This is a genomic window from Streptomyces sp. 2A115, from assembly GCF_052245575.1.
In the GTDB taxonomy this organism is placed as follows: Bacteria; Actinomycetota; Actinomycetes; order Streptomycetales; family Streptomycetaceae; genus Streptomyces.
Genome location: NZ_JBQQCG010000006.1, coordinates 210032 through 234404 on the forward strand (window position 1 = coordinate 210032; position 24373 = coordinate 234404).

At 70.9% G+C, this 24373-nt stretch carries 22 protein-coding genes; 12 read left to right on the forward strand and 10 right to left on the reverse strand.

Annotation, left to right across the window (positions count from 1 at the left end; translation table 11 throughout):
* Positions 1 to 135 precede the first annotated feature (135 nt).
* Complete coding sequence (locus ACTWQR_RS08310) at positions 136 to 1131, forward strand: aldo/keto reductase (protein WP_443226270.1); 996 nt, start codon at positions 136 to 138, stop codon at positions 1129 to 1131.
* A 296-nt stretch (positions 1132 to 1427) separates the two neighbouring features.
* Here ACTWQR_RS08310 and thpR read toward each other — a convergent pair whose 3' ends face one another.
* From thpR to ACTWQR_RS08330, 4 genes are all read right to left on the reverse strand, one after another.
* Entirely contained in the window at positions 1428 to 2003 is a 576-nt protein-coding gene (gene thpR / locus ACTWQR_RS08315; protein ID WP_443226271.1) for an RNA 2',3'-cyclic phosphodiesterase, read from the reverse strand.
* 118 nt (positions 2004 to 2121) lie between these two features.
* A complete protein-coding gene (locus ACTWQR_RS08320) occupies positions 2122 to 2769 on the reverse strand; it encodes a CatB-related O-acetyltransferase (protein WP_443226272.1) in 648 nt (215 codons plus the stop codon).
* 158 nt (positions 2770 to 2927) lie between these two features.
* Positions 2928 to 4349, reverse strand: a complete 1422-nt coding sequence (locus ACTWQR_RS08325) for an MFS transporter (RefSeq protein ID WP_443226273.1) — start codon at positions 4347 to 4349, stop codon at positions 2928 to 2930.
* 107 nt (positions 4350 to 4456) lie between these two features.
* Positions 4457 to 4894, reverse strand: coding sequence for a MarR family winged helix-turn-helix transcriptional regulator (locus tag ACTWQR_RS08330; protein ID WP_443226274.1), 438 nt, complete (start codon positions 4892 to 4894; stop codon positions 4457 to 4459).
* A gap of 176 nt (positions 4895 to 5070) precedes the next feature.
* Between ACTWQR_RS08330 and ACTWQR_RS08335 the strand changes: the two genes are divergently transcribed.
* The 3 genes from ACTWQR_RS08335 (at position 5071) to ACTWQR_RS08345 (ending at position 8524) form a co-directional block, all read left to right on the forward strand.
* Positions 5071 to 5253, forward strand: a complete 183-nt coding sequence (locus ACTWQR_RS08335; protein WP_443226275.1) for a ribbon-helix-helix protein, CopG family — start codon at positions 5071 to 5073, stop codon at positions 5251 to 5253.
* 393 nt (positions 5254 to 5646) lie between these two features.
* Positions 5647 to 5952 carry a DUF2530 domain-containing protein gene (locus tag ACTWQR_RS08340; RefSeq protein ID WP_443226276.1) on the forward strand — a complete coding sequence of 102 codons (306 nt, stop codon included), beginning with the start codon at positions 5647 to 5649 and terminating at the stop codon, positions 5950 to 5952.
* Positions 5953 to 6073: 121 nt separating this feature from the next.
* Complete coding sequence (locus tag ACTWQR_RS08345) at positions 6074 to 8524, forward strand: HAD-IC family P-type ATPase (RefSeq protein WP_443226277.1); 2451 nt, start codon at positions 6074 to 6076, stop codon at positions 8522 to 8524.
* Between the two features lie 163 nt (positions 8525 to 8687).
* Here the strand turns inward: ACTWQR_RS08345 and ACTWQR_RS08350 are convergent, their stop codons facing one another.
* From ACTWQR_RS08350 to ACTWQR_RS08360, 3 genes are all read right to left on the reverse strand, one after another.
* Positions 8688 to 9620 (reverse strand): hypothetical protein, encoded by a 933-nt coding sequence (locus tag ACTWQR_RS08350; RefSeq protein ID WP_443226278.1) that lies wholly within the window; start codon positions 9618 to 9620, stop codon positions 8688 to 8690.
* A gap of 231 nt (positions 9621 to 9851) precedes the next feature.
* Positions 9852 to 12998 carry a sacsin N-terminal ATP-binding-like domain-containing protein gene (locus ACTWQR_RS08355; RefSeq protein WP_443226279.1) on the reverse strand — a complete coding sequence of 1049 codons (3147 nt, stop codon included), beginning with the start codon at positions 12996 to 12998 and terminating at the stop codon, positions 9852 to 9854.
* 242 nt (positions 12999 to 13240) lie between these two features.
* Positions 13241 to 14161: a DUF3027 domain-containing protein gene (locus ACTWQR_RS08360; RefSeq protein ID WP_443226280.1), complete on the reverse strand. Its 921-nt coding sequence runs from the start codon at positions 14159 to 14161 to the stop codon at positions 13241 to 13243.
* 367 nt (positions 14162 to 14528) lie between these two features.
* Here ACTWQR_RS08360 and ACTWQR_RS08365 point away from each other — a divergent pair, with 367 nt between their 5' ends.
* From ACTWQR_RS08365 to ACTWQR_RS08380, 4 genes are all read left to right on the forward strand, one after another.
* Positions 14529 to 15956, forward strand: coding sequence for an MFS transporter (locus ACTWQR_RS08365; protein WP_443226281.1), 1428 nt, complete (start codon positions 14529 to 14531; stop codon positions 15954 to 15956).
* A gap of 73 nt (positions 15957 to 16029) precedes the next feature.
* A complete protein-coding gene (locus ACTWQR_RS08370; RefSeq protein WP_443226282.1) occupies positions 16030 to 16542 on the forward strand; it encodes a hypothetical protein in 513 nt (170 codons plus the stop codon).
* A gap of 28 nt (positions 16543 to 16570) precedes the next feature.
* Positions 16571 to 17275, forward strand: a complete 705-nt coding sequence (locus ACTWQR_RS08375; protein WP_443226283.1) for a futalosine hydrolase — start codon at positions 16571 to 16573, stop codon at positions 17273 to 17275.
* The gene (locus ACTWQR_RS08380) at positions 17265 to 18161 is read left to right on the forward strand and encodes a 1,4-dihydroxy-6-naphthoate synthase (RefSeq protein ID WP_443226284.1); all 897 of its coding nucleotides are present in this window, start codon (positions 17265 to 17267) and stop codon (positions 18159 to 18161) included. Before ACTWQR_RS08375 ends, ACTWQR_RS08380 begins: the two co-directional genes overlap by 11 nt.
* A 296-nt stretch (positions 18162 to 18457) precedes the next feature.
* On the opposite strand, the gene ACTWQR_RS08385 is transcribed toward ACTWQR_RS08380, so the two are convergent.
* Positions 18458 to 18841 carry a cold-shock protein gene (locus tag ACTWQR_RS08385; protein WP_055610283.1) on the reverse strand — a complete coding sequence of 128 codons (384 nt, stop codon included), beginning with the start codon at positions 18839 to 18841 and terminating at the stop codon, positions 18458 to 18460.
* Positions 18842 to 19038: 197 nt separating this feature from the next.
* Here ACTWQR_RS08385 and ACTWQR_RS08390 point away from each other — a divergent pair, with 197 nt between their 5' ends.
* Positions 19039 to 19305 carry a hypothetical protein gene (locus ACTWQR_RS08390; protein WP_443226285.1) on the forward strand — a complete coding sequence of 89 codons (267 nt, stop codon included), beginning with the start codon at positions 19039 to 19041 and terminating at the stop codon, positions 19303 to 19305.
* Between the two features lie 57 nt (positions 19306 to 19362).
* On the opposite strand, the gene ACTWQR_RS08395 is transcribed toward ACTWQR_RS08390, so the two are convergent.
* On the reverse strand, positions 19363 to 20004 hold the full coding sequence (locus tag ACTWQR_RS08395) for an HAD family hydrolase (protein ID WP_443226286.1): 642 nt from the start codon (positions 20002 to 20004) through the stop codon (positions 19363 to 19365).
* Positions 20005 to 20127: 123 nt separating this feature from the next.
* Here ACTWQR_RS08395 and ACTWQR_RS08400 point away from each other — a divergent pair, with 123 nt between their 5' ends.
* Genes ACTWQR_RS08400 through ACTWQR_RS08410 form a run of 3 tightly spaced genes read left to right on the forward strand, consistent with a single transcriptional unit; the run spans position 20128 to position 23080 of the window.
* Complete coding sequence (locus tag ACTWQR_RS08400; RefSeq protein ID WP_443226287.1) at positions 20128 to 21120, forward strand: FecCD family ABC transporter permease; 993 nt, start codon at positions 20128 to 20130, stop codon at positions 21118 to 21120.
* Between the two features lie 41 nt (positions 21121 to 21161).
* Complete coding sequence (locus ACTWQR_RS08405; protein ID WP_443226318.1) at positions 21162 to 22232, forward strand: FecCD family ABC transporter permease; 1071 nt, start codon at positions 21162 to 21164, stop codon at positions 22230 to 22232.
* Positions 22229 to 23080 carry an ABC transporter ATP-binding protein gene (locus ACTWQR_RS08410; protein ID WP_443226288.1) on the forward strand — a complete coding sequence of 284 codons (852 nt, stop codon included), beginning with the start codon at positions 22229 to 22231 and terminating at the stop codon, positions 23078 to 23080. Before ACTWQR_RS08405 ends, ACTWQR_RS08410 begins: the two co-directional genes overlap by 4 nt.
* A 200-nt stretch (positions 23081 to 23280) precedes the next feature.
* Here ACTWQR_RS08410 and ACTWQR_RS08415 read toward each other — a convergent pair whose 3' ends face one another.
* The gene (locus tag ACTWQR_RS08415; protein WP_443226289.1) at positions 23281 to 24342 is read right to left on the reverse strand and encodes a hypothetical protein; all 1062 of its coding nucleotides are present in this window, start codon (positions 24340 to 24342) and stop codon (positions 23281 to 23283) included.
* Positions 24343 to 24373: the final 31 nt, after the last annotated feature.

The window sequence follows — 24373 nt, forward strand, 5'->3', positions numbered from 1 at the left end:
ACCTTGCCGGCCGGCGGCGGCCGCCGCCGGGGCATCCCCGTCACTTGCCGCGGTCGCTGTGCCCGCCCGGCGGCTGCACACACCACCGCGCCCCACCTTGCCTAGAGCGCACTCCACGTCGTTGGCTAAGACCTCATGAAGTACACGCAGCTCGGACGCACGGGACTCAAGGTCAGCCGACTGGTCCTCGGGACCATGAACTTCGGTCCGCAGACCGACGAGGCGGACAGCCACGCCATCATGGATGCGGCGCTGGCCGCGGGGATCAACTACTTCGACACTGCCAACGTGTACGGCTGGGGCGAGAACAAGGGCCGTACGGAATCGATCATCGGGACCTGGTTCGCCAAGGGCGGTGAACGTCGCGACAAGGTGGTCCTGGCCACCAAGGTGTACGGCAACATGGCCGCCGACGGCACAAGCGCCTGGCCCAACCACGACAAGCTCTCCGCGCTCAACATCCGCCGCGCGGTGGACGCGAGCCTGAAGCGCCTTCAGACCGACCACATAGACATCTACCAGTTCCACCACATCGACCGCTCGACTCCCTTCGAGGAGATCTGGCAGGCGATCGACACCCTCATCCAGCAGGGCAAGATCCTCTACGCCGGTTCCTCCAACTTCCCCGGCTACAAGATCGCCCAGGCCAACGAGATCGCCACCCGCCGCGGCGGCACGATCGGCCTCGTCAGCGAGCAGTGCCTCTACAACCTCGCCGAGCGCCGCGCCGAGATGGAGGTCATCCCGGCCGCGCAGGAGTACGGTCTGGGCGTCATTCCGTGGTCGCCGCTGCACGGCGGACTGCTGGGCGGCGTCATCAAGAAGGAGGTCGAGGGCGGTCGACGCGCCTCCGGCCGCTCTGCCGACGCCCTCACCAACACCGCCGTACGCGCCCAGATCCAGTCCTACGAGGACCTGCTCGAAAAGCACGGCCTGGAGCCCGGCGAGGTCGCCCTTGCCTGGCTGCTCACCCGCCCGGGCGTGACGGGCCCGATCGTCGGCCCCCGCACAGCCGAACAGCTCGACTCCGCCCTGCGGGCCGTCGAACTGGAACTGAGCGACGAACTGCTGACCGGCCTGGACGAGATCTTCCCGGGCCCGGGCCCGTCACCAGAGGCGTTCGCCTGGTAGAGCCCCGTCCGGGACCAGAGCCACGTCGGGGACAAGAACCACGTCAGGGACGCCCGTAAGGGGCGCGGGGCTGTGAATACGCGGCTCCGCGCCCCACGTGCGACCAGCCACACGACCAGCCACGGCCGGCCGGCGGTCCCAGCGCCGGGAAGGTCGGTATGTCTACTGACCGACCGCCGCCGCCACCGCCACCACAAAGAACATCAGCACAAGCACACCGGCCATGATCCGGTTACGGGTTTTCGGGTCCACGCCTTCGAGCGTAACCGGCCGCGACCGGGCGCCCGCGCCGAGGGTCACGCACCCGCGCCGAGGGCCCACCGGGTGAGCGTCTCGTAGTGAGGCTGCTCACCCGGCACCCCCGACCGGGGCAGCCGGCTGCGGATCAGGCACAGCTCGCCGACGGTCCAGGTCCGGCCGGTGAAGTCGGCCAGCAGGGAGACGTACGGCGAGAGGTCGGCCGACTCCCGAGCGCGGGCCAGCGTCAGATGCGCCCGGTACCGGTGGTGCTGCTGCTCCGCCGATACGCCTGCCTTCCGCCCCGCCGCCTCCGCCCGCTCCGCGAGCAGCCGCATCGTGAGTACGTCACCCGCCGCGCCCACCCACAGCGCCCGGCCCCCGAAGCGGCCCCCGCCCCGCAGCGACAGCGGGAAGGGCTCGGTCCGCCGCGCCGAACGTTCCAGCCGCGCCGACAGATCCGGTACGAGCTCGTCGTCGACCTCCCCGTAGAAGGCGAGTGTGAAGTGCCACCCGGGCCGCGCGGTCCACCGCAACCCCTCGTCCGCCCCCGGCAGCTTCCTCAACCCACCCACCACCGAAGCGAGTTCGGCGGACACGTCCTCCGGCGGCACCACGGCGGCGAAGAGTCTCATGAACTCACCTTGCCAGATCCCTTGACAGATCCCTTGACAGATCCCTTGACAGCCAGAGTCCAGACGCGATCGGCCCACGGAACGGATCACCTGGCGTCGCTGATGAGGGAGAGCACGACTACTCGCTCGTCGGGGCCGCGGCCTCAAGCGCGTCGACACTGCCGGACATGATCGTGCGGATGTGCTCGGTGATGTGCTGGGCAGACCAGTCCCACCAGGCGAGGGCGAGCAGGCGCTCTACATCCGCGTCCCCGAAGCGACGACGGATGAGTTTGGCCGGATTGCCGCCCACGATGCCGTAGTCGGGAACGTCGTCGACGACCACGGAACCCGAAGCGATGACCGCTCCATGGCCGATGCGGACGCCGGGCATCACCGTGGCCCGGTACCCGAACCAGACGTCGTTACCGACCACGGTGTCGCCCCTGCCGGGCAGGCCGGTGATCAGATCGAAGTGGTCGGCCCAGGAACCGCCCATGATGGGGAAGGGAAACGTCGAGGGGCCGTCCATGCGGTGGTTGGCGCCGTTCATGATGAACCGCACCCCTTCGCCCAGCGCGCAGAACTTGCCGATGACCAGCTTTTCCGGCCCGTAGTGGTACAGCACGTTGCGCGTCTCGAACGCCGTCGGATCGTCCGGATCGTCGTAGTAGGAGAAGTCACCCACCTCGATCAGCGGCGAAGCGACCAGCGGTTTCAGCAGCACCACACGCGGCTGCTCGGGCATCGGGTGAACCACGGTCGGATCGGCAGGAACAGCCGACATGGCGAATCGGACTCCTCACGCACTCAGCGAATGCAACAGGCAACAGGCGAACAGATGCGAGCGAGACTCCCTAGACGACCTGGTCCCCCTCCGCGGCCTAGGCCACCAGACCGCCCAGACCGCCCAAACCACCAGACCACCTCGACCACACCGACCACCTAACCCACAGTCGCCAGCTCCCGCTCCCGCTCCCGCGGTACGAAGCGCACCTGCGGGTGCCCGCGGTGCCAGCCCACCGACAGCCGCAGGCCGCCGACGCGCGCCAGGATCAGCCCGACCGTGGCCGCCGCCAGCGCCGAGACCAGGCCGCCGGCCGCGAAGCCGACGCGGGGGCCGTAGGTATCGGTGACCCAGCCGACGACGGGTGCCCCCAGGGGCGTACCGCCGACGAAGACCATCATGAACAGGCTCATCACACGGCCTCGCATGGCGGGGTCGGTGGCCATCTGGACGCTGGCGTTGGCGGTCGTGTTGACCGTCAGCGCCGCCATGCCGATGGGGACCAGGAGCAGGGCGAAGAGCCAGAAGGACGGGGAAAGGGCCGCCGCGATCTCCAGCACGCCGAACAGCAGAGCCGCGCCCACCAGGACCCGCATCCGTGCCGAGGCCCGGCGGGCGGAGAGCAGGGCTCCGGCGACCGAGCCGACCGCCATGAGGGTGTTGAGCAGGCCGTACGTCCCGGCGCCCGCGTGGTAGACCTCGTCGGCGAAGGCGGTGAGCCAGATGGGGAAGTTGAAGCCGAAGGTACCGATGAAGCCTATGAGCACGATCGGCCAGATCAGTTCGGGCCGGGATGCGACATGGTGCAGCCCCTCCCGCAACTGGCCCTTGCCGCGCGGCACCCGCTCCACCTTGTAGAGCTCACTCGTCCGCATGAGGAGCAGGCCCGTGATGGGGGCGAGGAAGGCGAGGCCGTTGATCAGGAAGGCCCAGCCGCTGCCGACGGTGGAGATCAGGACGCCCGCGACGGCGGGGCCGATCAGGCGGGCGGAGTGGAAGTTGGCCGAGTTGAGGCTGACGGCGTTGCGCACCTGGTCGGGGCCGACCATCTCGGAGACGAAGGTCTGCCGGGTCGGGTTGTCGACGACGGTGACCATGCCGAGCAGGAACGCGACCAGGTAGACGTGCCAGACCTGTACGTGACCGGAGAGCGTGAGGGCCGCGAGTACCAGGCCGCACACGCCCAGCGCGCCCTGGGTGAAGAACAGCATGCGGCGCTTGGGGACACGGTCGGCGATGACACCGCCGTACAGGCCGAAGAGGAGCATCGGCAGGAATTGCAGCGCGGTCGTGATGCCGACCGCGGCCGAGGAGCCGGTCAGGCTGAGGACCAGCCAGTCCTGGGTGATGCGGGACATCCAGGTGCCGGTGTTGGAGACGATGGCCCCGCTGGCGAAAAGCCGGTAGTTACGGATTCGCAGGGAGCCGAAGGTGCCGGTCCTGGCACCGGTACCGGCCGCTTTGTCGGTCCTGGCCCCGGCCCCGGTGTCTGTGGTGGGGGTCGTGGGGGCGGCGGGGGTGGTGGTGTGGTCGGGTTGCTGCGGTCCGGGGGCGGAGTCTGCTCCGGGTCCCGTACTCAACGGCGTTCGCCTCCTTGCGAATCGGGGTGTTTCCTTCAGGTCTTTCTTCAGGTCTTTCTTCACGTCCTGCTTCAGAACCTGAAGCAGGACCTGCTTCAGGTTCCTGATTACAGATGCGCGAGCTTCTCCAGGACGGGAGCGGCCTCGCGGAGCTTCGCCCACTCGTCCTCGTCGAGGCCGTCGACCAGTCCGGCCAGCCACGCGTTCCGCTTGCGGCGGCTCTCTATGAGCATGGCCTCGGCCCGCTCGGTCTGCGTGACGACCTTCTGGCGCCGGTCCTCGGGGTGCGGCTCCAGCTTGACCAGGCCCTTGGCTTCGAGCAGCGCCACGATGCGGGTCATCGAGGGCGGCTGCACGTGCTCCTTGCGGGCGAGCTCGCCCGGCGTGGCCGTGCCGCAGCGGGCGAGGGTGCCGAGAACCGACATTTCGGTCGGGCTCAGCGACTCGTCGACTCGCTGGTGCTTGAGTCGGCGTGACAGGCGCATCACGGCGGATCGCAGGGAGTTCACGGCGGCAGCGTCGTCGCCATGGGTCAGGTCAGCCATGTTCCTTAGATTAACTCATTACTCTCCCTAAAGACCACTCGAACGGCACGCGAATGCCCGTGACTCCGACCACTGAGCCCCGCCAGCCCCTCCCCTCACCCATATCTCACCCATATGAGTGAGTTGGATGCGGAAAGTGACCCGCCGCCCCGTACGAGCCAGCGACCCTCATCCCCATGGGGACCAGCGTGCTCAGCCTGCGGATAGACGGGGAGCTGCTCGATCGGCTCCGGGACCATGCGGCGAAGAGGGGAATGAGCGTCCAGGACTATGTCGTCCGGGCACTCATTCGCGACGACTTCGACGAGCGGTTCCAGACCGCGGTCGAGGAGACGGAAAGGTTCTACGGCGTGACGTGAACCCTCTCGCCAGCCCGCAGCCGCTCGGACGTGAGCCCGCAGCCGGTCGGAGCTCAGATGAGACCCAGGGCCGGGTGTCAGGCAGTAGAAACCGAACACCGCCGACACCACGTACATCGCCACCGGCACGCGGAGCATCACCACGAAGCCCGCCGGCACCACCATGCCCATGGCGTCCGGCCAGGACATCCGGGGGGGGCGGGCTGAAGCGCGACGACCGTGTTCACGCGGTCAGCGCGGCAGCGTGATCAGCGCGATCAGCGCGGTCTCCGAGATCTTGAAGTAGCGGTCGAGGGCACCGTGAGTGGACCAGGGGGCCTGCTGCCGGGCACGGGGGCCTTGGCCCCGTAAGCCACCGCAGGCCCCCCGCAAAGCCCCCCGTAAGCTGTCCCCATGGCGAAGTGGACCCCCAAGCACGAGGCACCGGCACCCCTGGAGGGGCCCGTGGTCGCCACCGTCACGGGCGGCACGATCCTCTGGTTCGTCCTCTTCCTGGCGCAGCTGCCCTTCTACGGCTGGTTCGACGACCACGGGTACCTGTGGTGGCTCTGGACCTGCCTGGCCGGCGCGGGTCTCGGCCTGATCGGCATCTGGTACGTACGCAAGTGGGACGCGGCGGTCAAACGGGACACGGAGAAGACGTCCGCCACCGCCGGATCCACCACCACCGGATCCACCACCGAACCTGCCACGGAATAAGAGTTTCGGCCGACTCCGTACAACCACGGCATCACTCCGGCTCCTCCCCAACTCCTCCCCTGGTCGGATCTTTGCCGCACTCGGCGGGTGAAGCCGTATATCCCCCCGTACCGTCGGAGGCATGACGCACATCGACGCGGGCGCCGAACTCGATCCTGTGCACCCTGTACCCATACCGGCCCCCGCGCCACGCGCGGGAGGCCTCAGCGCGGCCGAGGTCGCCGAGCGGGTGGCGCGGGGCGAGGTCAACGACGTACCCGTACGCAGCAGTCGGTCCACGGCCGACATCGTCCGCGCGAACGTCTTCACCCGGTTCAACGCGATCATCGGCGTGCTGTGGCTGATCATGATGTTCGTCGCGCCGTTCCAGGACAGCCTGTTCGGCTACGTGATCCTCGCGAACACCGGCATCGGCATCATCCAGGAGTGGCGGGCCAAGAAGACCCTGGATTCGCTGGCGGTGATCGGCGAGGCCCGGCCGACCGTACGAAGAGACGGGAAGGCCTTCGAGGTCAGCACCTCCGAGATCGTGCTCGGGGATCTGATCGAGATCGGGCCCGGCGACAAGATCGTCGTCGACGGGGTGTGCGCGGAGACCGACAGTCTGGAGATCGACGAGTCGCTGCTCACCGGTGAGGCCGACCCGGTCGTCAAGCAGCCCGGCGACCAGGTCATGTCGGGAAGCTTCGTGGTGGCGGGCGGCGGCGCGTTCACCGCGACGAAGGTGGGGCGCGAGGCGTACGCGGCGCAGCTCGCCGAGGAGGCGAGCCGCTTCACGCTCGTCCACTCCGAGCTGCGGACCGGTATCTCCACGATCCTCAAGTACGTCACCTGGATGCTGGTGCCGGCCGCGACCGGCCTGGTGATCACCCAACTCTTCGTCAAGGACAACGACCTCAAGGACTCGATCGCGCGCGCGGTCGGCGGCATCGTGCCCATGGTCCCGGAAGGGCTGGTCCTCCTCACCTCCGTCGCCTTCGCGATCGGAGTCATCAGACTTGGCCGGAAACAGTGCCTGGTGCAGGAACTGCCGGCCATCGAGGGCCTCGCCCGCGTCGACACCGTCTGCCTCGACAAGACGGGGACGCTCACCGAGGGCGGCATGGACGTCACCGATCTGCGGCCTCTCAACGGCAGCGACGAGGCGTACGTACGGAAGGTGCTCGGCGCCCTCGGGAAGTCGGACCCGCGCCCGAACGCGTCGTTGCAGGCGATCATCGACGCCTACCCGGACGGCGAGGACTGGCGCTCCACCAAGTCGCTGCCCTTCTCCTCCGCGCGCAAGTACAGCGGGGCCTCCTTCAGTGACGGCAACGGCAATCGTGGCAGTGGCAATGGCAATGGCAGCGACGGCGACGGCGAGTCGAGTACGTGGCTGCTGGGCGCCCCGGACGTGCTGCTGGGCGACGAGGACCCGGCGCTCGCCGAGACCGAGCAGCTCAACGAGCAGGGTCTGCGGGTGCTGCTCCTTGCCCGGGCCGCCAAGGACCTCGACGACCCGCTGGTCGCGGAGGGCGCCCGGCCCACCGCGCTGGTCGTGCTGGAGCAGCGGTTGCGCCCGGACGCGGCGGACACGCTGAGGTACTTCGAGGAGCAGGACGTACGGGCCAAGGTGATCTCCGGTGACAACGCCGTCTCGGTCGGAGCGGTCGCGGCCAAGCTCGGTCTGCCCGGCGCCTCGGCCACGGTCGACGCGCGCCGGCTGCCCACCGAGCGGGCGGAGATGGCGAAGGCCCTGGACGAGGGCGCGGTGTTCGGGCGGGTCACCCCGCAACAGAAGCGCGACATGGTGGGCGCGCTCCAGTCGAACGGCCACACGGTGGCCATGACCGGCGACGGCGTGAACGACGTGCTCGCCCTCAAGGACGCCGACATCGGCGTCGCGATGGGCTCCGGTTCCGAGGCCACCCGGGCGGTCGCCCAGATCGTGCTGCTCAACAACAGCTTCGCGACGTTGCCCTCGGTCGTGGCCGAGGGCCGTCGTGTGATCGGGAACATCACGCGGGTGGCGACGCTGTTCCTGGTGAAGACGGTCTACTCGGTGCTGCTGGCGGTGCTGGTGGTGGTTTCGCAGGTGGAGTACCCGTTCCTGCCGCGGCACCTGACGCTTCTGTCGACCCTGACGATCGGTGTCCCGGCGTTCTTCCTGGCGCTGGCTCCCAACAAGGAACGGGCCCAGCCTCACTTCGTGCGCAGAGTGATGCGGTACTCGATCCCGGGCGGGGTCATCGCCGCGACGGCCACTTTCACCACGTACCTGATCGCCCGCCACCACTACACCGGCGAGGGGGCCCTGGACGCGGAGACCAGTGCCGCGACGTTGACGCTGTTCCTGATCTCCATGTGGGTGCTGGCGATCATCGCCCGGCCTTACACCTGGTGGCGGATCTGTCTGGTCGCCGCGATGGGGGCCGGATTCCTGCTCGTGCTCGTCGTGCCTTGGCTGCAGGACTTCTTCGCGTTGAAGCTGGTGGGGACGACGTTGCCGTGGACCGCCGTCGGGATCGCCGCGGTGGGAGCGGCCTGCCTGGAGTTCGCGTGGAGGTGGGTCGACCGTCGCGTCCCCGCGTGAGCGCTCCGCGCGGGGGCCGGTTTGCTGGGGCCGGTTTGCTGGGGCCGGTTTGCTGTCTGCGGGGCCGTGGGGGCTGGTCGCGCAGTTCCCCGCGCCCCTGAACGACAAACGGCTGCGCACGCGCCCCTGACGGGGCGCGTGCGCAGCCGTTGACGCTCGGGCGTTACTGGACGTCTATGAAGTCGCCCGCCGCCTTGACCGCCGGAGTGGTCGTGGTCCCCGCGAAGTTGTAGCGGTAGTAGCCGTCCGTGGAGGCCGTGACCGTGGTCTTGAGGGCGCCGGCCGAGCCCGACGTGACCGTCTTGACGTTCACGTAGGTGGTCGTGCCCTTCTTCTTGAACTGGAGCTTCACGGGCTGGGCGGTGTAGCCCGCGTACTTGTGCGTCTCCCAGTTGGCGCGGGTCAGGGCGCCGGTGACCGTGATGGTCCTGCCCTTCTTCACGGGCTCCGGGGAGGCGTTGACGGTCAGCTTGGAGTAGCGCTGGACCTTGGTGGTGCCGAGGCCGTCCTGCTCGACGACACCGACCTTGGTGACGTCGAAGTCGTCGGCGGACGGGTCCTGGCCGTTGAGGGCGACGGCGTACGCGTCGGCCGTCCAGGTGCCGGCGTCGGAGTTGATGAGCTCGTTCTCGCCCGGGCGGACGTCGATGGTGCCCTTGCAGGAGGCGACGGTGGTGCTGACCGGCGTGCAGGTCGGCAGGAGGTCGCCGAAGAGCAGGTTGTCCGGCTCCGCGAAGGAACCGCGGTGGATCTCGAGGTCGACGATGAAGTCGTCGGCGGTGATGTCGACGTCGGCGCCGTGCGTCAGCGTGAACGTCGTGGGGACGGTGACCTGCCTGCTGGTGCCGACCACGATCGCCTTGCCGGCGTTGATCTTCACGTCCGAGAAGCTGGCGTCGAGGGCGTACGGCTCGTCTTCGGCGGCGGCGACAATGCGTGCACCGGTCTTGCCGGAGGCGGCGTGAGCGGCTTCGAGGACCTTGGCGACGTCCGCGCGCGAGGCGGCGGCCGAGTCGTCGGCCTGCGCAGCCGGAACGGCGAAGGCGGAGAGAGCCAGGGCGCCGGTGACGGCAGCCACAGTGGCACGTATGCGCATGCGTTCCCCTGATGGAGAAAGGGACCCCGACGGTGGTCGTCTTCACGTCGGGGCCCGAGTGATCGAAGAGTCTGTTGACTCAGGTGAACAGATGCGGGGCGAGGGTTGATGGTTGTGCGTGGCCTGAATCTGTTGTCCATTCGTGACCAAGATCAGCGCCATCTCGCCTCTCGCCCCGGGCGGCGAGCGGCGGCCGGGGTACCGCCGCTCTGAGCCCCTGCGACTACGCCGTCAGTCGAACCAGCGGTCCCGCTCCAACTCCTCCGTCCGGGACGGATCTTCGAGCAGCGCGGCGACCTCGAAGCGGCGCGGCCACTGCCCGGCGGCCCAGGCGAGGCCCGCGGCGACGCCCTCCACGGTGGCGGCGTGCAGCACGCCGTCGCGCGTACGGCGCCAGTCGAGCTCGGTGTCGCCCACGAAGAGTTCCTCGTGTTCGACGTACATCGTGGGGGTCGACGGGCCCAGCAGGGCCCGTACGGACTCCGGTACGTCGTGTTCGACGCCCTCGCTCGTGACCTCGCCGGTCACCGATTCGCTCAGCCGCCGTACCTGGAACAGCTCGGCGAGATCGGCGGCCCGCGAAGGGGGTACGGGGAGCAGGGGCGTGCCGCCGGTGAAGGGCAGCAGGTCGGGCGAGTCGACGACCACGGCGTCGGCCGCGTCCACGACCGTCACCTGTCCGTCCACGACGGCCCGCAGCTCGTCCGGCAGGGTCACCTGCTCGGGGTTCAGGTCGGCCAACGCTCCGTAGAGGGCGTGGAGCTGGGCCGCCGATACCTCGCGGTCGGGGTCGGCGAGGCGGTCGAGGAGTTCGGCGGCGCCGCCGGGTTCGGCGAGGAGGGCGGCCACGGAGGTGCGGACGCCGAGGGCGCGCAGCACCTGCTCGTCGTTGAAGCCGGTGGCGTCGGCGGGGTCGTACAGGCCGTGCAGGAGCGGGTCGCCGCCCTCGGCGCGCAGGCCGGCCGGGCGACGGCCGTCGAGGACGGGATGCCCGCGCAGCCACCAGGCGGTGTACGGCCGGACGATCTCGTGCGTGCCGTCCGGCAGCAGGACGCGGACCGGCTGGGTGATGGCGTCCCGCAGCGGCGGGCGGGAGAGCAGGGCGAGGGTCTGGGGCCAGCGGTCGTCGTCCACGAGGTCGAGATCCCGTACGGCGACGAGCTCGGTGGCGACGGGCGGCACCGGTGAGTCCGGCAGCCGGTCGAGGACGTCCTCGCACCACACGTCGACGGCGTCCAGCAGTCCCGCGTCGTCGGGCTCGGCGAAGTCCCCTTCCCTCGGCTCCAGTTCGTCCGGGTCGAGGACGACATCGGTGGCGCGTACGAGGGCGAACGTGGCCAGCACGCCACAGGCGGCGAGCGGCTGCTCGCCCCAGCGTTCGGCCAACTCGGCTTCCACGAAGGCGAGTTCGTCCTCCCGCATGACCTGGGCGAAGGGGCTGCCGGGGAGGACGAGCTCGCCGGCGGGGACGAGTTCGCCCTCCTCGTCCGGGAGGGCGAGGGCGCCGAGCCAAGGCTCTTCGCCGGGTTCCAGGTTGGCGTCGCGGACGAGGGCGAGGACGGTGTCGGCCAGTTCCTCCGCGTCCGGGGTGTCCTCGTCCCAGCCGCGGTCGTCGTCGATGGAGGCGGCGACGGCGGCGCGTACCTGTGGGGTGGTGAGGACGGCGCGGGGCGTGGCCGGGAGGGCGCCCAGCTTCTCCAGGAGCGGGTGGGCGGCGTCCTGGTGGGCGACCTTGAGGCCGAGGCGGGCCAGGGTTTCGGAGGTGGCGGCCCAGGTGTCGTCGGGGGTGGGCCCATCGGGGACCGGCAGCAGGATCTGGCGGGGGCCGATCGTCGTACGCCCGTCGGCCAGCGGCACGGGCAGTCCCGAGAGCCGGTCCGGGTCGACTCCGGCGAGGCTGTCGTACAGCCGCCGCCACCAGCCCGGATCCTTCTCCAGCCCGGCGAGCCGGTCGACGGCCTCGGTCAGCGGCACCCGCGCGACACCCAGCGTCCGTAGCTCCACGCGCCGTTCGAGCCCGGCGGGCAGCAGACTGGGCAGGACCTCGGCGAGCACCCGCACCGTCTCCGCGCCCGCCCCTTCCACCACCTCGGCGTCGCGGGGGCGGAGGGCTTCGGGGAGGTCGGGGTCGTCGCCCGGGTCGACCGCGGGCGGCAGGAAGGCCGTACGCGGCAGCCGGTCGAGGATCGCCTGGCGCAGGGCCCCGTCCAGTTCGCCCTTGCCGAGCGGGCCCGGCACCAGGCCGATGATCCCGGAGGTCACCGGCCGCCAGGCGGCCAGCAGGGCGGCGTACGCGTCCGCCGCGCGCTGCACCAGGAAGTCGGTCAGCGGGCCGGGGGCGGCGTGGCGGCGGGTGGTGTCGAGCGGCAGGGAGGCGATGAGCAGGGCGGGTACGCCGAGGGCTTCGTCGCTGGGCGTGGGCGCGTGCACGACGGGGCTGGTGCGAGGCCTGACCGGGGTGCCGTCGGCGTCGACCGGAACGGCCCAGGTGACCGACCAGTGGGGGCGCAGCCGCTCCTCGACGGGCCGGTCGGCGAGCAGCGCGGGCTCCAGTGGCCCGTGTGCGGAAACGGTGCGCCAGTGGGTCGTACCCGTCATGCCGTCGCGGGAGTCCTCGACGAACACGCCGCCCTCGGCGTCGGCCCGGCGCCGGATCGTACGGACATCGCCGTCCCTGATCTCGACGACGACTTCCTCGAGCCCGGGCAGGGCGAGCAGCAGGGCATCGTCGATACCGCCCAGGAGCCGCTCGGCCAGGTCCTCGGCCGCGGGGTCCCGCAGCGGCAGGATCACGGCGGTGTCGTACGGGTCCGGGGCGGTGCCCTCGGCCGCGAACGGCAGCCGGAGCAGCGGCACATGCCCGTCGCGACGCCGGAGCTCGTCGCCGAGTCCCGGGCTGTGGCGGGCGGTGTCGGTGGCGAACTCACGAGCCTCGGCGAGCGACCAGCGCACACCGCCGTGCCGCCCCACGAGGGCGGGCTCGTCACTCACCGCGAGGACGGCCGCGAAGCCGACGCCGAAGCGGCCGACCGTGCCGTCGTCGCTGTCCCGCTTGGCGGAGGCACGCAGTGTGGAGAGCGACTCGACACCGGTCGCGTCCAGCGGGGCGCCGGTGTTCGCGGCGACGAGGACACCGCCGCGGAGGGTGAGCCGGAGGCGTCCGGGCACTCCCGCCCGGGCCGCGGCGTCGGCGGCGTTCTGCGCGAGCTCGACGACCAGCCTGTCCCGGTAGCCGCCCAGGACCAGGTCCTCCTCGGCGTTGGCGTCCTCACGGAACCGCGCCGGGCTCGTCGCCCAGGCGTCCAGCACCCCTCGCCGAAGCCGCGCCGTCCCGAAGGGGTCCGCGCCCTCGGCCGCCGGCCGCACGAACTTGCTCACGCTCCACTCTCCCTCTCACGTTGTACGGCCGCACGCGGTGGCTCGGTCGCCGCAAGAAGGTACCGCGCGGGGTGGTGTGCGGGTTCCCGGTGTGGGCGTGGGTGATGCAGGGGTGGGGCCGACTGTCTGAATGGGGATGCCGCCGACCTGTCAGGGGCGCGAGACTGTGACACGTGCGGCTCCGCCGCGTGGGCGCGCTCAGCCCACTACAACCCCGCACATCACATCAGACCGGCGGAAGCTCAGGAGTGACCGAACTCCGCCGACTCGTCCGGAGCCAACGGCACCGACCCCGAGTCCGGCGAAGGCCGCAGCGGGAACGGGTCCACCCGAGTCTCGTCGATCACCGGTGGAGCGGGCCGCGGCGGCGAGGGCATGACCGCCGCCTCCGAGTGCCCCCCGCACCCGTACGACAACGACACCACACGCCCGTCCGCCGGCGAGAACTCGTTCGCGCAGACACCGAAGGCCTGCCCGAGGGAGCCCCCGATGGGGTTCAGGAAGCCACAGCTGACGCACGTGGCAGGGGCGGCCTGGGCCATGGCGGTCTTGGGCCCGTGGGACTCCTCCCACCGGTCGGCGGCCACATGCAGCCCGTACCGCGACAGCACACGCGCCCGCCGCATCCCGAGTTCCTCGGCGACGGACGCGATCGAGCCGCGGGTGGGCACGGCCGGAAGGCTGGCCGGCGTCCCGGCCGTGACTTCGACGTCCTCCGCCTCGACCAGCTCGGCCATCTCCTCGGAGATCGGCGAGTTCGGCGCGGGCTCGTCCTCACCGGAGAACCCGGCCTCCAGACGGAGATCCTCCGCATCCGTGGGGAGGAGGTCGCCCGGGCCCATGTCCCCCGGCCGGAGCCGCTCGCTCCACGGCACCCACTCGGGGGCGAGCAGGGCATCCGGCCCGGGCAGCAGAACCGTCTCGTCGAGCGTCACGATCTTCGCCCGGGACGCCCGCGCGACGGTCACGGCCCAGCGCCAGCCCCGGTAACCGAGTTCCTTGCACTCGAAGAAGTGCGTGACAACACGGTCTCCTTCGGAGACGAGTCCCGCGTGCTCGCCGACGACGCCGGGCGCGGCGGCCTCCTCGGCGGCGGCCCGGGCGAGGTCGACTGCCTCGGCGCACAGACGGTCGGGGGTTCGGCTTCGCGTTGTCGCGCTCACAGGTATCGCTTCTCTCCTACGCCGTCTCACGAGTGCGCCATCCCTCGACGGGGTGCGGACGGAGCGGACCAGTGGGCCGCGTCGACGTCCGCGCCCGATCGCACTCGGGCGCACCTACAGCATCCATTCTGCGGGATGGCCGAGAGGCGCGCGGCCGAGAACAACTGCCGCGGGCGCGCTACGCACGCTACCGTCTCGTCGGCGCTGGGCCTACACCGCGGTCTCTTCGCCGCTCTGCGGCGTTCTCCCGCCCGAAGGCCATTCAAGACCGCTCAGGACCGCCCGTCTACAAATTCACAGGGTTCACTCAGCCCCCATACGGGCGGTAACCGCACTACCTATGCCCTTCTCGGGGCACTATTGCGGAGTGGCAGCTGCGAGGTCGCCCCATGATGCCACCGGGATCGGTGGTGCCGGGGCAGGACGGGTGAGCGGTTCGGGCCCGGTGCGCGGGGCCGTCCGTTCGGTCGGGCGTGCCCTGCACCTGCCGTTCACGGGGACGGCGAGGGGGATCAGGAAGGCGACCCACGCGCACGGCGCGGGCGAGTCGGGCCTGGGCAAGCTGATCGAGCTGCACGGTGTGAACGGCGCCGGCGACATGATGATCACCGTGGCGCTCGCCTCGACGGTCTTCTTCTCGGTCCCCACGGACGAGGCCCGCGGCCGCGTGGCGCTCTACCTCGCGATCACGATGGCCCCGTTCACGCTCCTCGCCCCGGTCATCGGCCCGCTCCTGGACCGCCTCCCGCACGGCCGCCGCGCCGCGATGGCGGGCGCGTTCATGGCCCGCGCGTTCCTGGCGCTGCTGCTGTCGGGCGCGGTCGTCACGGGCAGCATCGAGCTGTATCCGGCGGCGCTCGGCGTGCTGGTGGCGTCGAAGGCGTACGGCGTGGTCAGAAGCGCCGTGGTACCCCGGCTGCTGCCACCCACGTTCTCCCTGGTGAAGGCGAACTCGCGGGTCACGCTGGGCGGTCTCCTCGCCACAGGTGTGGCCGCGCCGATCGGGGCGGGGCTCCAGGCACTCGGGCCGCGCTATCCGCTCTACGGCGCCTTCCTGATCTTCGTGGCGGGTACGTTCCTGTCCCTCACGCTCCCGCACAAGGTCGACTCGGCCAAGGGCGAGGACAAGGCGCTGCTCGCCGCGGACGAGGAGCATCTGCACGGGCCACATCTGATCAAGGAGAAACTGCGGCGGCCCGGGCTGCGCACGGTCGGCACGGCGGTCACCCACGCGCTCGCGGCGAACGCGGCACTGCGCTGGCTGTCCGGGTTCCTGACGTTCTTCCTCGCGTTCCTGCTGCGCGAGCATCCGCTCGCGGGCGCGAGCGCTGCGGTCTCGCTCGGCATCGTGGCCGTCTCGGCGGGCGTCGGCAACGCGCTGGGCACGACGGTCGGGGCGGCGCTGAGGTCACGGTCGCCGGAGCTGATCATCGTGACGGTCATAGCGGTGGTGCTCGGGGTGGCGATCACGGCGGCGGTGTTCTTCGGGGTGATCGTGGTGGCGGTACTCGCCGCGTTCGCCGGTTTCTCGCAGGCGCTGTCCAAGCTGTCGCTGGACGCGCTGATCCAGCGGGACGTGCCGGAGCTGGTGCGTACGTCGGCGTTCGCGCGCTCGGAGACGCTGCTGCAGATGGCGTGGGTGGTCGGTGGGGCGGTCGCCATGGCGCTGCCGCTCAACGGCACGCTGGGCCTGTCGGTGGCCGCCGCGGTCATCGCCATCGGCTGGCTCACCACGGTCCGCGGCCTGGTGAGCACGGCCCGGAACAGCAGCCGGGCGCACACGCGGGTCGCCTGACGCGACCGGGGCGGGCGGCTCGCCGCGTACCCCAGGTGGCCGGGCCGCCGGACGCGCCCGATAGCCTTCGGCCATGACCTCCCTGCCCCGCGGCAGAGCCGCTAATGGACACGGCCCCGCCCGCCGTCGCCGCGCCGTCGCCGCTGTCGGCGCTGTTTCCGCCGGACTTCTCGTCCTGTCCGCCTGTGAGAAGCCGACGCCGATGGCCACCGTCACGATCGGCTCGACCTCGGTGAGTGCCGAGGCCGAGTGCTACGAGGACGGCGACGACATCAGTCGCGAAGAAGCGACCAAGTGCGTCGGTGAGAAGGCCTCGGACACGATCAGCGTCCCGCAGGGCGAGACGCTGCGGATCGGTGTCGACCCGGAGATCGCGGACGAGGGCTGGGCCCTGTGGATCAACGGTCAGCAGGCCACGGCGCCGTTCAAGAAGACGTACTACGCCTTCCAGGGCGTCGATCTCTTCGCCGACCAGCAGGGCCAGGCCGCCCCGAAGACGCTGAACGTCAGCATCGTCCAGCAGAACGAGTCCGGCCAGAAGTTCCAGGGCGTCTGGAACTTCAAGCTCGAGAACGCGGACGCCTGAGCCGCCCGAGCAGCGTGACCCGCCGCCGATGCGCATCCTGGTAGCCACCGCGGTCCCGGCCGAACGGGACGCGGTGGCACGGGCGTTCACGGCCGAGGCGCGGGAACATGCGATTCCGGGGGCGAGCCTGCACAGGATCTCCCTCTTCGATCTGGTCGCCGCGGGCGTGGGCCCGGCGGCCGCCGCCGCGTCGGCCGCGGCCGCGCTCACCGTCGCCACGCTGGCCGGGGAGCCGTACGACCTCGTCGTCTGCGCCGGCATCGGCGGCGGCTTCCAGCCCGAGGCGCCCGTCGGGTCACTCGTCCTGGCCGACGAGATCACCGTCGTGGACCTCGGCGCGGAGACCCCGGACGGGTTCGTCCCCGTTACCGAACTGGGCTTCGGGGCCGTCACCCACCGTCCGCCGGAAACACTCGTACGAGACCTCGCGGTCGTCACCGGTGGACGCGCCGGGACCGTCCTCACCGTCAACACCGTGACCGGAAGCACCGAGCGCGCCGCCGAGTTGCGCCGGCGCCATCCTCGGGCGCTCGCCGAGGCGATGGAGGGGTTCGGGGTCGCGGCGGCGGCCACCGCGCACGGCGTGCCCGTGCTCGAGATCCGTGCCGTGTCCAACCCGGTCGGCCCCCGCGACCGCGCCGCCTGGCGGATCGCGGACGCCCTGGCGGCGCTCACGGAGGCGTTCGGGAAGCTCGCGCCCGTACTGGAGAGTTGGAGCCCACATGAGTCCTGAGAAGCTGTCCGAGTCCGAGTCCGAGTCCGAAGCCGAAGCCGAGTCCGAAGCCCTGAAGATCGCGTACTCCCCCTGCCCGAACGACACGTTCGTCTTCGACGCCTGGGCCCACGGCCGGGTCCCCGGGGCGCCCGCGCTCGACGTGACCTTCGCGGACATCGACATCACCAACGGCATGGCGGAACGCGGCGAGTTGGACGTGCTGAAGGTGTCGTACGCCGTCCTGCCGTACGTCCTGGACGAGTACGCGCTGCTGCCGTGCGGCGGGGCGCTGGGCCGGGGCTGCGGGCCCCTGGTGCTCACCCGGGAGCCCGGCGTGGACCTCACCGGCCGCACCGTCGCCGTACCGAGCGAGCGGTCGACCGCGTACCTGCTGTTCCGCCTGTGGGCCGCGGACACGGTCCCGGGAGGGGTCGGCGAGATCGTGGTCATGCCGTTCCACGAGATCATGCCCGCCGTACGGGACGGCAAGGTGGACGCGGGACTCGTCATCCACGAGGCCCGCTTCACGTACCGGAACTACGGCCTGCATAGCCTCGCCGACATGGGCGAGCACTGGGAGACGACGACGGGTCTGCCGATCCCGCTCGGCGCGATCATCGCCAAGCGCTCACTCGGCGCCGAAGAGCTTCGCCGGCTCGCGGACTCCGCCCGTGCCTCGGTCCGCGCCGCCTGGGACGATCCGGAGGCCTCCCGCCCCTACGTCCTCGAACACGCCCAGGAAATGGACCCGAAGGTCGCCGACCAGCACATCGGCCTGTACGTCAACGAGTTCACGGCCGACCTGGGCGAGGACGGTTACGCGGCCGTAAGGGGCTTGCTGACGCGGGCGGCGGCGGAGGGGCTGGTGCCGCCGCTGGGGCCGGACGCGCTGGCGTTTCCCTGACAGCCTGTTTCTGAACCCCCGTCGTCCGCGCGAAGCGCGGGCGCAGCGGCGTTCGGTGCGTGCCCTCGGCGTGCGGCGTTGCAGGTCATGTGGCGGAGCCACCTGTCCTGCGGCGACGTGCGGCGAGGGTGCGTGCCGGGCGTCGGGGCGCAGGCGGGGGTTCAGAAACAGGCTCTACGCGCGGCCGACCAGCGGCACGGCGGCCGAGGCCGAGGGGCTGGTGTGGCCCCTCGGCCTGGATGCGCTCGTCTTTCAGTGAACTGGAACGGCTGGTTTTCGTAGGCCTGGACGTAGGCCTAGACGTCCAGTTGGTCGGCTACCGCGCGCAGCAGGCCCGCGATCTTCGCGCCGGAGGCCTTGTCGGGGTAGCGGCCCCGCTCGAGCATGGGCGTGATGTTTTCGAGGAGCGTCGTCAAGTCCTGGACGATGGACGCCAGTTCGTCCGGCTTACGGCGCTGGGCGGCCGCGACCGAGGGCGTGGGGTCCAGGATCGTCACCGAAAGTGCCTGGTCACCGCGCTGTCCGGCGACCACGCCGAACTCCACGCGCTGACCCGGCTTGAGAACATCGACTCCGGCGGGCAGGACCGAGGAATGAACGAAGACGTCGCCGCCGTCGTCGCGGGAGAGAAAGCCGAAGCCCTTCTCACTGTTGAACCACTTGACCTTGCCGGTAGGCACGTCTGTCCTCGTCCTCGTACTCGTCGGAAACTGCGTCTGACTTCGTCTGAAAAACTGCGTCTGAAACTGCTCGGGAAACGGGTCCGGATAGCACTACAGCGGGTCGTCGGACCCGCCGGTACCAAGGCTAATGGTCCGGCGGCTGCTGACAAGACGTCGCCGGACTGTTCCTCCGCGCTGGGAACTACCCTGGTCGGGTGCGTGACAAAACCCAACCGAATTCCGCCGCGACCGGAGACGGACTGATCCGTGCCGGTGCCATCGTGTTCTTCGTCGGAGCCCTGGCCACACTGGTCACCGTGGCCCCGCTTCTCCTCGACACGACGCCCTTTCCCACGTACATGTTCGGCTTGAGCATGCTGATGGGTGTCGGCTTCCTTATCGCGGGGGCGGGGGTCTTCCGCTCGATCGCGGCGGGACGCCGTCAGGCCCGGGGTGTCCGGGAGGCTCAGGCCTCCCAATAGCCCGCACCGTCAGCCCTCCCGACAGCTCGTCCCGTCAGGCTTTCCGACGCTCGTCCCTCAGGCTTTCCGATAGCCCGTCAGCCAGGTCGGGAACGCCGTCAGGTCGGTGAGGACGACGTCCGCGCCCGCCGCGCGCAACTCCGCCGCGCCGCACGGGCCCGTGGCCACCGCGACGGACAGCGCGTCGGCGACCCGCGCGCCTCGTACGTCGCCGGTGTGGTCGCCGACGTAGACGGTCGCGCCGTACTCGCGCAGGGCCTCCGCCTTCTGCTCGGCCCACAGGTTGCCGACGACGGCGTCCGCGGCGATGCCCAGGTGCTCGAGGTGGAGCTTGGCGTTCGGCTCGTACTTGGCGGTGACGACGATCGCCCGACCGCCCGTCGCCTGCACGGCGGTTATCGCCTCACGGGCGCCGGCCATCGCGGGCGTCGCTGCGATGGCGTGAGTGGGGTACATCTCCCGGTAGACGTCCGCCATGGCCTCGACCTGGTCGGCCGGGAACCAGTTGACCAACTCGTCCGCGAGTGGCGGGCCTAGCCGGGTGATGGCCAGATCGGCGTCGATGTACGTCCCGGTCCGCGCGGAAAGCGCCTGGTAGCAGGCGTGGATGCCGGGGCGGGAGTCGATGAGGGTCATGTCGAGGTCGAAGCCGACGGTCAGCGGGCGCGAAGTCACGGGGGCCGAAGTCACATGGGCCATTGTGCAAGGTCGCCCTCGCTCGCCGCCCGCACATTAGGGGCGCATACACTCAGGGAAGCCTTACCAACCTCACGTACCTTTCGGCCTGTCGCAGGCCTTTTCAGCCGGGAGCGAGCCGAGTCCATGGCAGTCAGACGTGCCGTCGCGATGACGGCGGCCGTCGTGGCCCTGCTGCTCGCGGTCCTGTTCAGTCTGGCCGTGGGCGCCCGCGCGATCGCCCCGTCGGCGGTCCTCGACGCGCTGCTGAACGGCGGCCACAGCGACGCCGCCGACGTCGTACGCGGCCTGCGGGTGCCCCGGACGCTCGTCGGCCTGATGGTCGGCGCGGGGCTCGCCCTGGCGGGCACGGTCCTCCAGGGCATCACCCGCAACCCCATCGCCGATCCCGGCATCCTCGGCATCAGCCAGGGCGCCTCGGTCGGGGTCGTCCTCGCCATCGCCTTCGCGGGGATCCACACGCTCACCGGGTACGTCTGGTTCGCCTTCGCGGGCGCGGCGATCACGTCGGTCGCGGTGTACGCGATCGCGTCGAGCGGACGCGGCGGCGCGACTCCGGTGAAGCTCGCGCTGGGCGGCGCCGCCATCAACGCGCTGCTCGTGTCGGTCACCACCGGCGTGCTCACCACCAAGGCCTCCGCACTGGACGAGTTCCGCTTCTGGCAGGTGGGTTCGCTGGCCGGGCGGGACGCGGAGATCGTCGGCCAGGTGTGGCCGTTCCTGCTCCTCGGGACCGTCCTCGTCCTGTCGGTGGCCCGCGGCCTGGACGCGCTCGCGCTCGGCGAGGACGTGGCGAAGGGGCTCGGGCAACGGGTCGCGACGGTACGGGTGGTCGGCGGACTCGGCGCCACGATCCTCACCGGCGTCGGTGTCGCCGCGGCCGGTCCGCTCGCCTTCATCGGTCTCGCGGTGCCGCACATCGCCCGCGCGATCGTGGGTCCGGCCCATCGATGGGTGCTGCCGCTGGCCGCCCTCCTCGGGCCGACCATGCTCCTCGTCTCCGACACGATCGGCCGGGTGCTGTTCCCGCCGAGCGAGGTCCCGGCGGGCGTGATGACGGCGCTGATCGGGGTGCCGTTCCTGGTGGGGCTCGTCCGCAGGAAGGCGGTCCCGGCGTGACGACGACGGCCAAAACGACGACGGCGGCGACAACGACGGCAGTGACAGCGAAGACCCATGCCACCGTCACGGCGGCGGGATACGCGGTGGTCAGTACCCGGCGAGCCGCGTTCCTGTTGCACCGGCGGGCGACCGCGGTGGGCACGGGCCTGGCCGTACTGCTGGCGGCGGCCTGCCTCGCGTACCTCTGCGTCGGCGAGAGCTTCGTGGCGCCCGACGAGGTCCTGAAGGTCCTGACCGGCCGCCCGTCCTCGGACGAGCTGGTGGTCGGAACGCTGCGCGCGCCCCGACTGGTCGTCGGGCTGCTCATCGGGGCCGCCTTCGGCGTCGCGGGCGGCCTCATCCAGACCGTCGCCCGCAATCCCCTCGCCAGCCCGGACATCATCGGCATCAGCCAGGGCGCGAGCGCGCTGACGGTGGGCGCGATGACGTTCGGGGTCACCTCGTACACGGTGCTGCCGTATCTGTCCGTCGTCGGCGGCATCCTGGCCGCCGCGCTCGTGTACGTCTTCGCCTGGCGCGGCGGGCTGCACGCGACGCGGTTCGTGCTCATCGGGATCGGCTTCGCGATCGCGCTGCGGTCCGTGACGACGCTCTTCATGACGAAGGGCGACTATCTGGTCGCCCAGCAGGCGCAGATCTGGATGACGGGTTCGCTGAACGGCCGCGGCTGGGCGGAGGCGACGCCGCTCGGCTGGACGCTCCTCGTCCTCGTTCCGGCGGTGGCCTGGGCGGCCCGGGCCCAGCGGACGGTCGGGCTGGACGACGACACGGCGACAGCGCTGGGCGTACGGCTGAACCGGGTGCGCCTGGGGCTCGTGCTCCTCGGAGTCGTACTCGCCTCGGTGGCGACCGGCGCGGCGGGCCCGGTCGACTTCGTGGCGCTCCTCGCCCCGCAGATCGCCCGCCGCATGACCCGTACCGCGCAGATTCCCCTCGTGTGTTCGGCGCTGCTGGGTGCCGTCATCGTCGTCGTGGCGGATCTGCTGGCGCGGCGGCTGTTCTCACCGACGGAGTTGCCGGTGGGCGTGCTGACGGCGGCCGTGGGGGCGCCGTATCTGATCTGGCTCATCGTCCGGAGCCGTACCGTCCGTTCTGGAGGCAAGGCATGAGCAGGCTGTCGGCGCGTGAGCTGACCCTCGCGTACGAGGACCACATCGTCGTGCGCGAGCTCGATCTCGCGGTGCCCGACGGGCAGGTCACCGTCATCGTGGGCCCCAACGCCTGCGGTAAATCCACCACTTTGCGTGCACTCGGGCGGTTGCTGAAGCCTCGTGGAGGTGCCGTCCTCCTCGACGGGACCTCGCTCGCCAAGCTGCCGACGAAACGCATCGCCCAGCAGATCGGGCTGCTGCCGCAGACCCCGGTCGCGCCCGAGGCGATCACCGTCGCGGACCTCGTCTCGCGCGGCCGGCAGCCGCACCAGAGCTGGTGGCAGCAGTGGTCCGACGCGGATGAGCGGGCCGTGACGGAGGCGATGGAACGTACGGACGTCGCGGCGCTCGCCGAGCGTTCCGTGGACGAGCTGTCGGGCGGACAGCGGCAGCGGGTCTGGATCGCGATGGCTCTCGCGCAGGAGACGGAACTGCTCCTCCTCGACGAGCCGACGACCTACCTCGACATAGCCCACCAGGTCGAAGTCCTGAACCTCGTACGCCAGTTGGCTGCGATTACTCCAGAGGGCGACCGGGGCCGCACGGTCGTCGTCGTCCTCCACGACCTCAACCAGGCCGCCCGGTACGCCGACCACCTCATCGCCATGAAGGAGGGCGAGATCGTCGCCTCGGGCGCACCCTCGGAGGTCGTCACGGCGGATCTCGTACGGGAGGTCTTCGGGCTGGAGTGTGTGGTGGTGCCGGATCCGGTGACGGGGTCGCCCTTGGTGGTGCCGGGCGCGCCTTGGCAGGGGGGCCGTGGGGAAGCCGAAGTCTCGAATGCCGCACGGAAAGCGGTGTCATGAGCGGTCTCGCTCGTTGGGGGCCGGGTTTTCCGCCCCCGAACTTCAGACCGTCCGGCGTTTGAGGACGAGGCCGTCCAGGCCGAAAGGGGGGTCTGGGGGCGGAGCCCTCAGCGGGGGTCCAGGGGACGCAGCCCCCAGCAGGGGTCCAGGGGGCGGAGCCCCTTGGCTTCGGGAAGGGGCGGGGTTGGGGAGAAGAACCGTCAGTTGCCCCCGCGTCGCGACCGCCACACCAGATACAGCGCCGACGCGACCGCCGCCCCCCGCAGGACCCACGGCCACGTGTCGGCGACCGCGGCGCTCATCTGCCCCTCGGCGATGCGCTCGCCCCAGCGGCCCTCCGTCCGGCCCCAGAGCCAGGCGACGCCACCGGCGGCCACGAGGCCGGGCAGGCCGAGGACGGCCCACTTCGACTCGGCGGAGGTCAGCCGACGGGACAGGTAGGCGATGAGCCAGCCCAGCCCGAGCAGGACGAGGTTGCCGATCGCGGCGCCGGCGACGAGCAGGGCGGCGGCGAGCAGGAGGAGGGGGTTGGTCCAGCCGCCACCGGCACCACCGCCGCCACCACCACCGGCACCACCGGCACCGCCGGGTCGCAGGCGGGGAACGAAGCGGCGGGGCTTCTTCTCGACGACCGCCTCGACCGGCTTCTCGGGCTGGACGACCGCCGCCGCGGGCTTCGGCTCGGCTTCGGCCTTGTCCCCGGCCCCGACCCGGCCCCCGCGCTCCTCGGACGGCGGCCGCTTGAGCAGCTCGGGGATCTCCACACCGCCCACGAACCCCGGCACGCTGTCCGTCATCCCGAAGGGACTGCTGTCCACCCGCCACCAGTCGGGCTGCGCGGAGCCGAGTTCCTCGGTGCTCGCGAGGTGTGGTGGGGAGGGCACGTCGTCGGGAAACGCCGGTACGTCGCCGGTGTCGGGCTCCGCCCGGCGCGGCCGGGGCACGACGCGGCGCAGCCTCTTGGGCCGCGGCTCGGGTTCGGGTGAGCGCTGGGCCGGGACCGCGGCCGACGTCCCCGAAGCATCCCCCTCGGAGTTCGCGTTCACGGCCGCGACCACGGACTCCGGGCTGCCCAGGCGGGCGAGGATGCGGCGGACCGTGGCCGGACTGTCGATGGGGGCCTTCGCCCGCCGCCGGTCGATCTCGCCGCGCAGCTCCGAGACCAGGCGCATGCGGGTGGATGACGGCAGCTGCCGTTGCTGCGCCACGTCGCCGACGCGGCTCAGATACTCGTAGACGACCTGGTCGCTTTCGATACCCACGAAGTCCCCTCCGGGGCGGGTGCGTTGAATA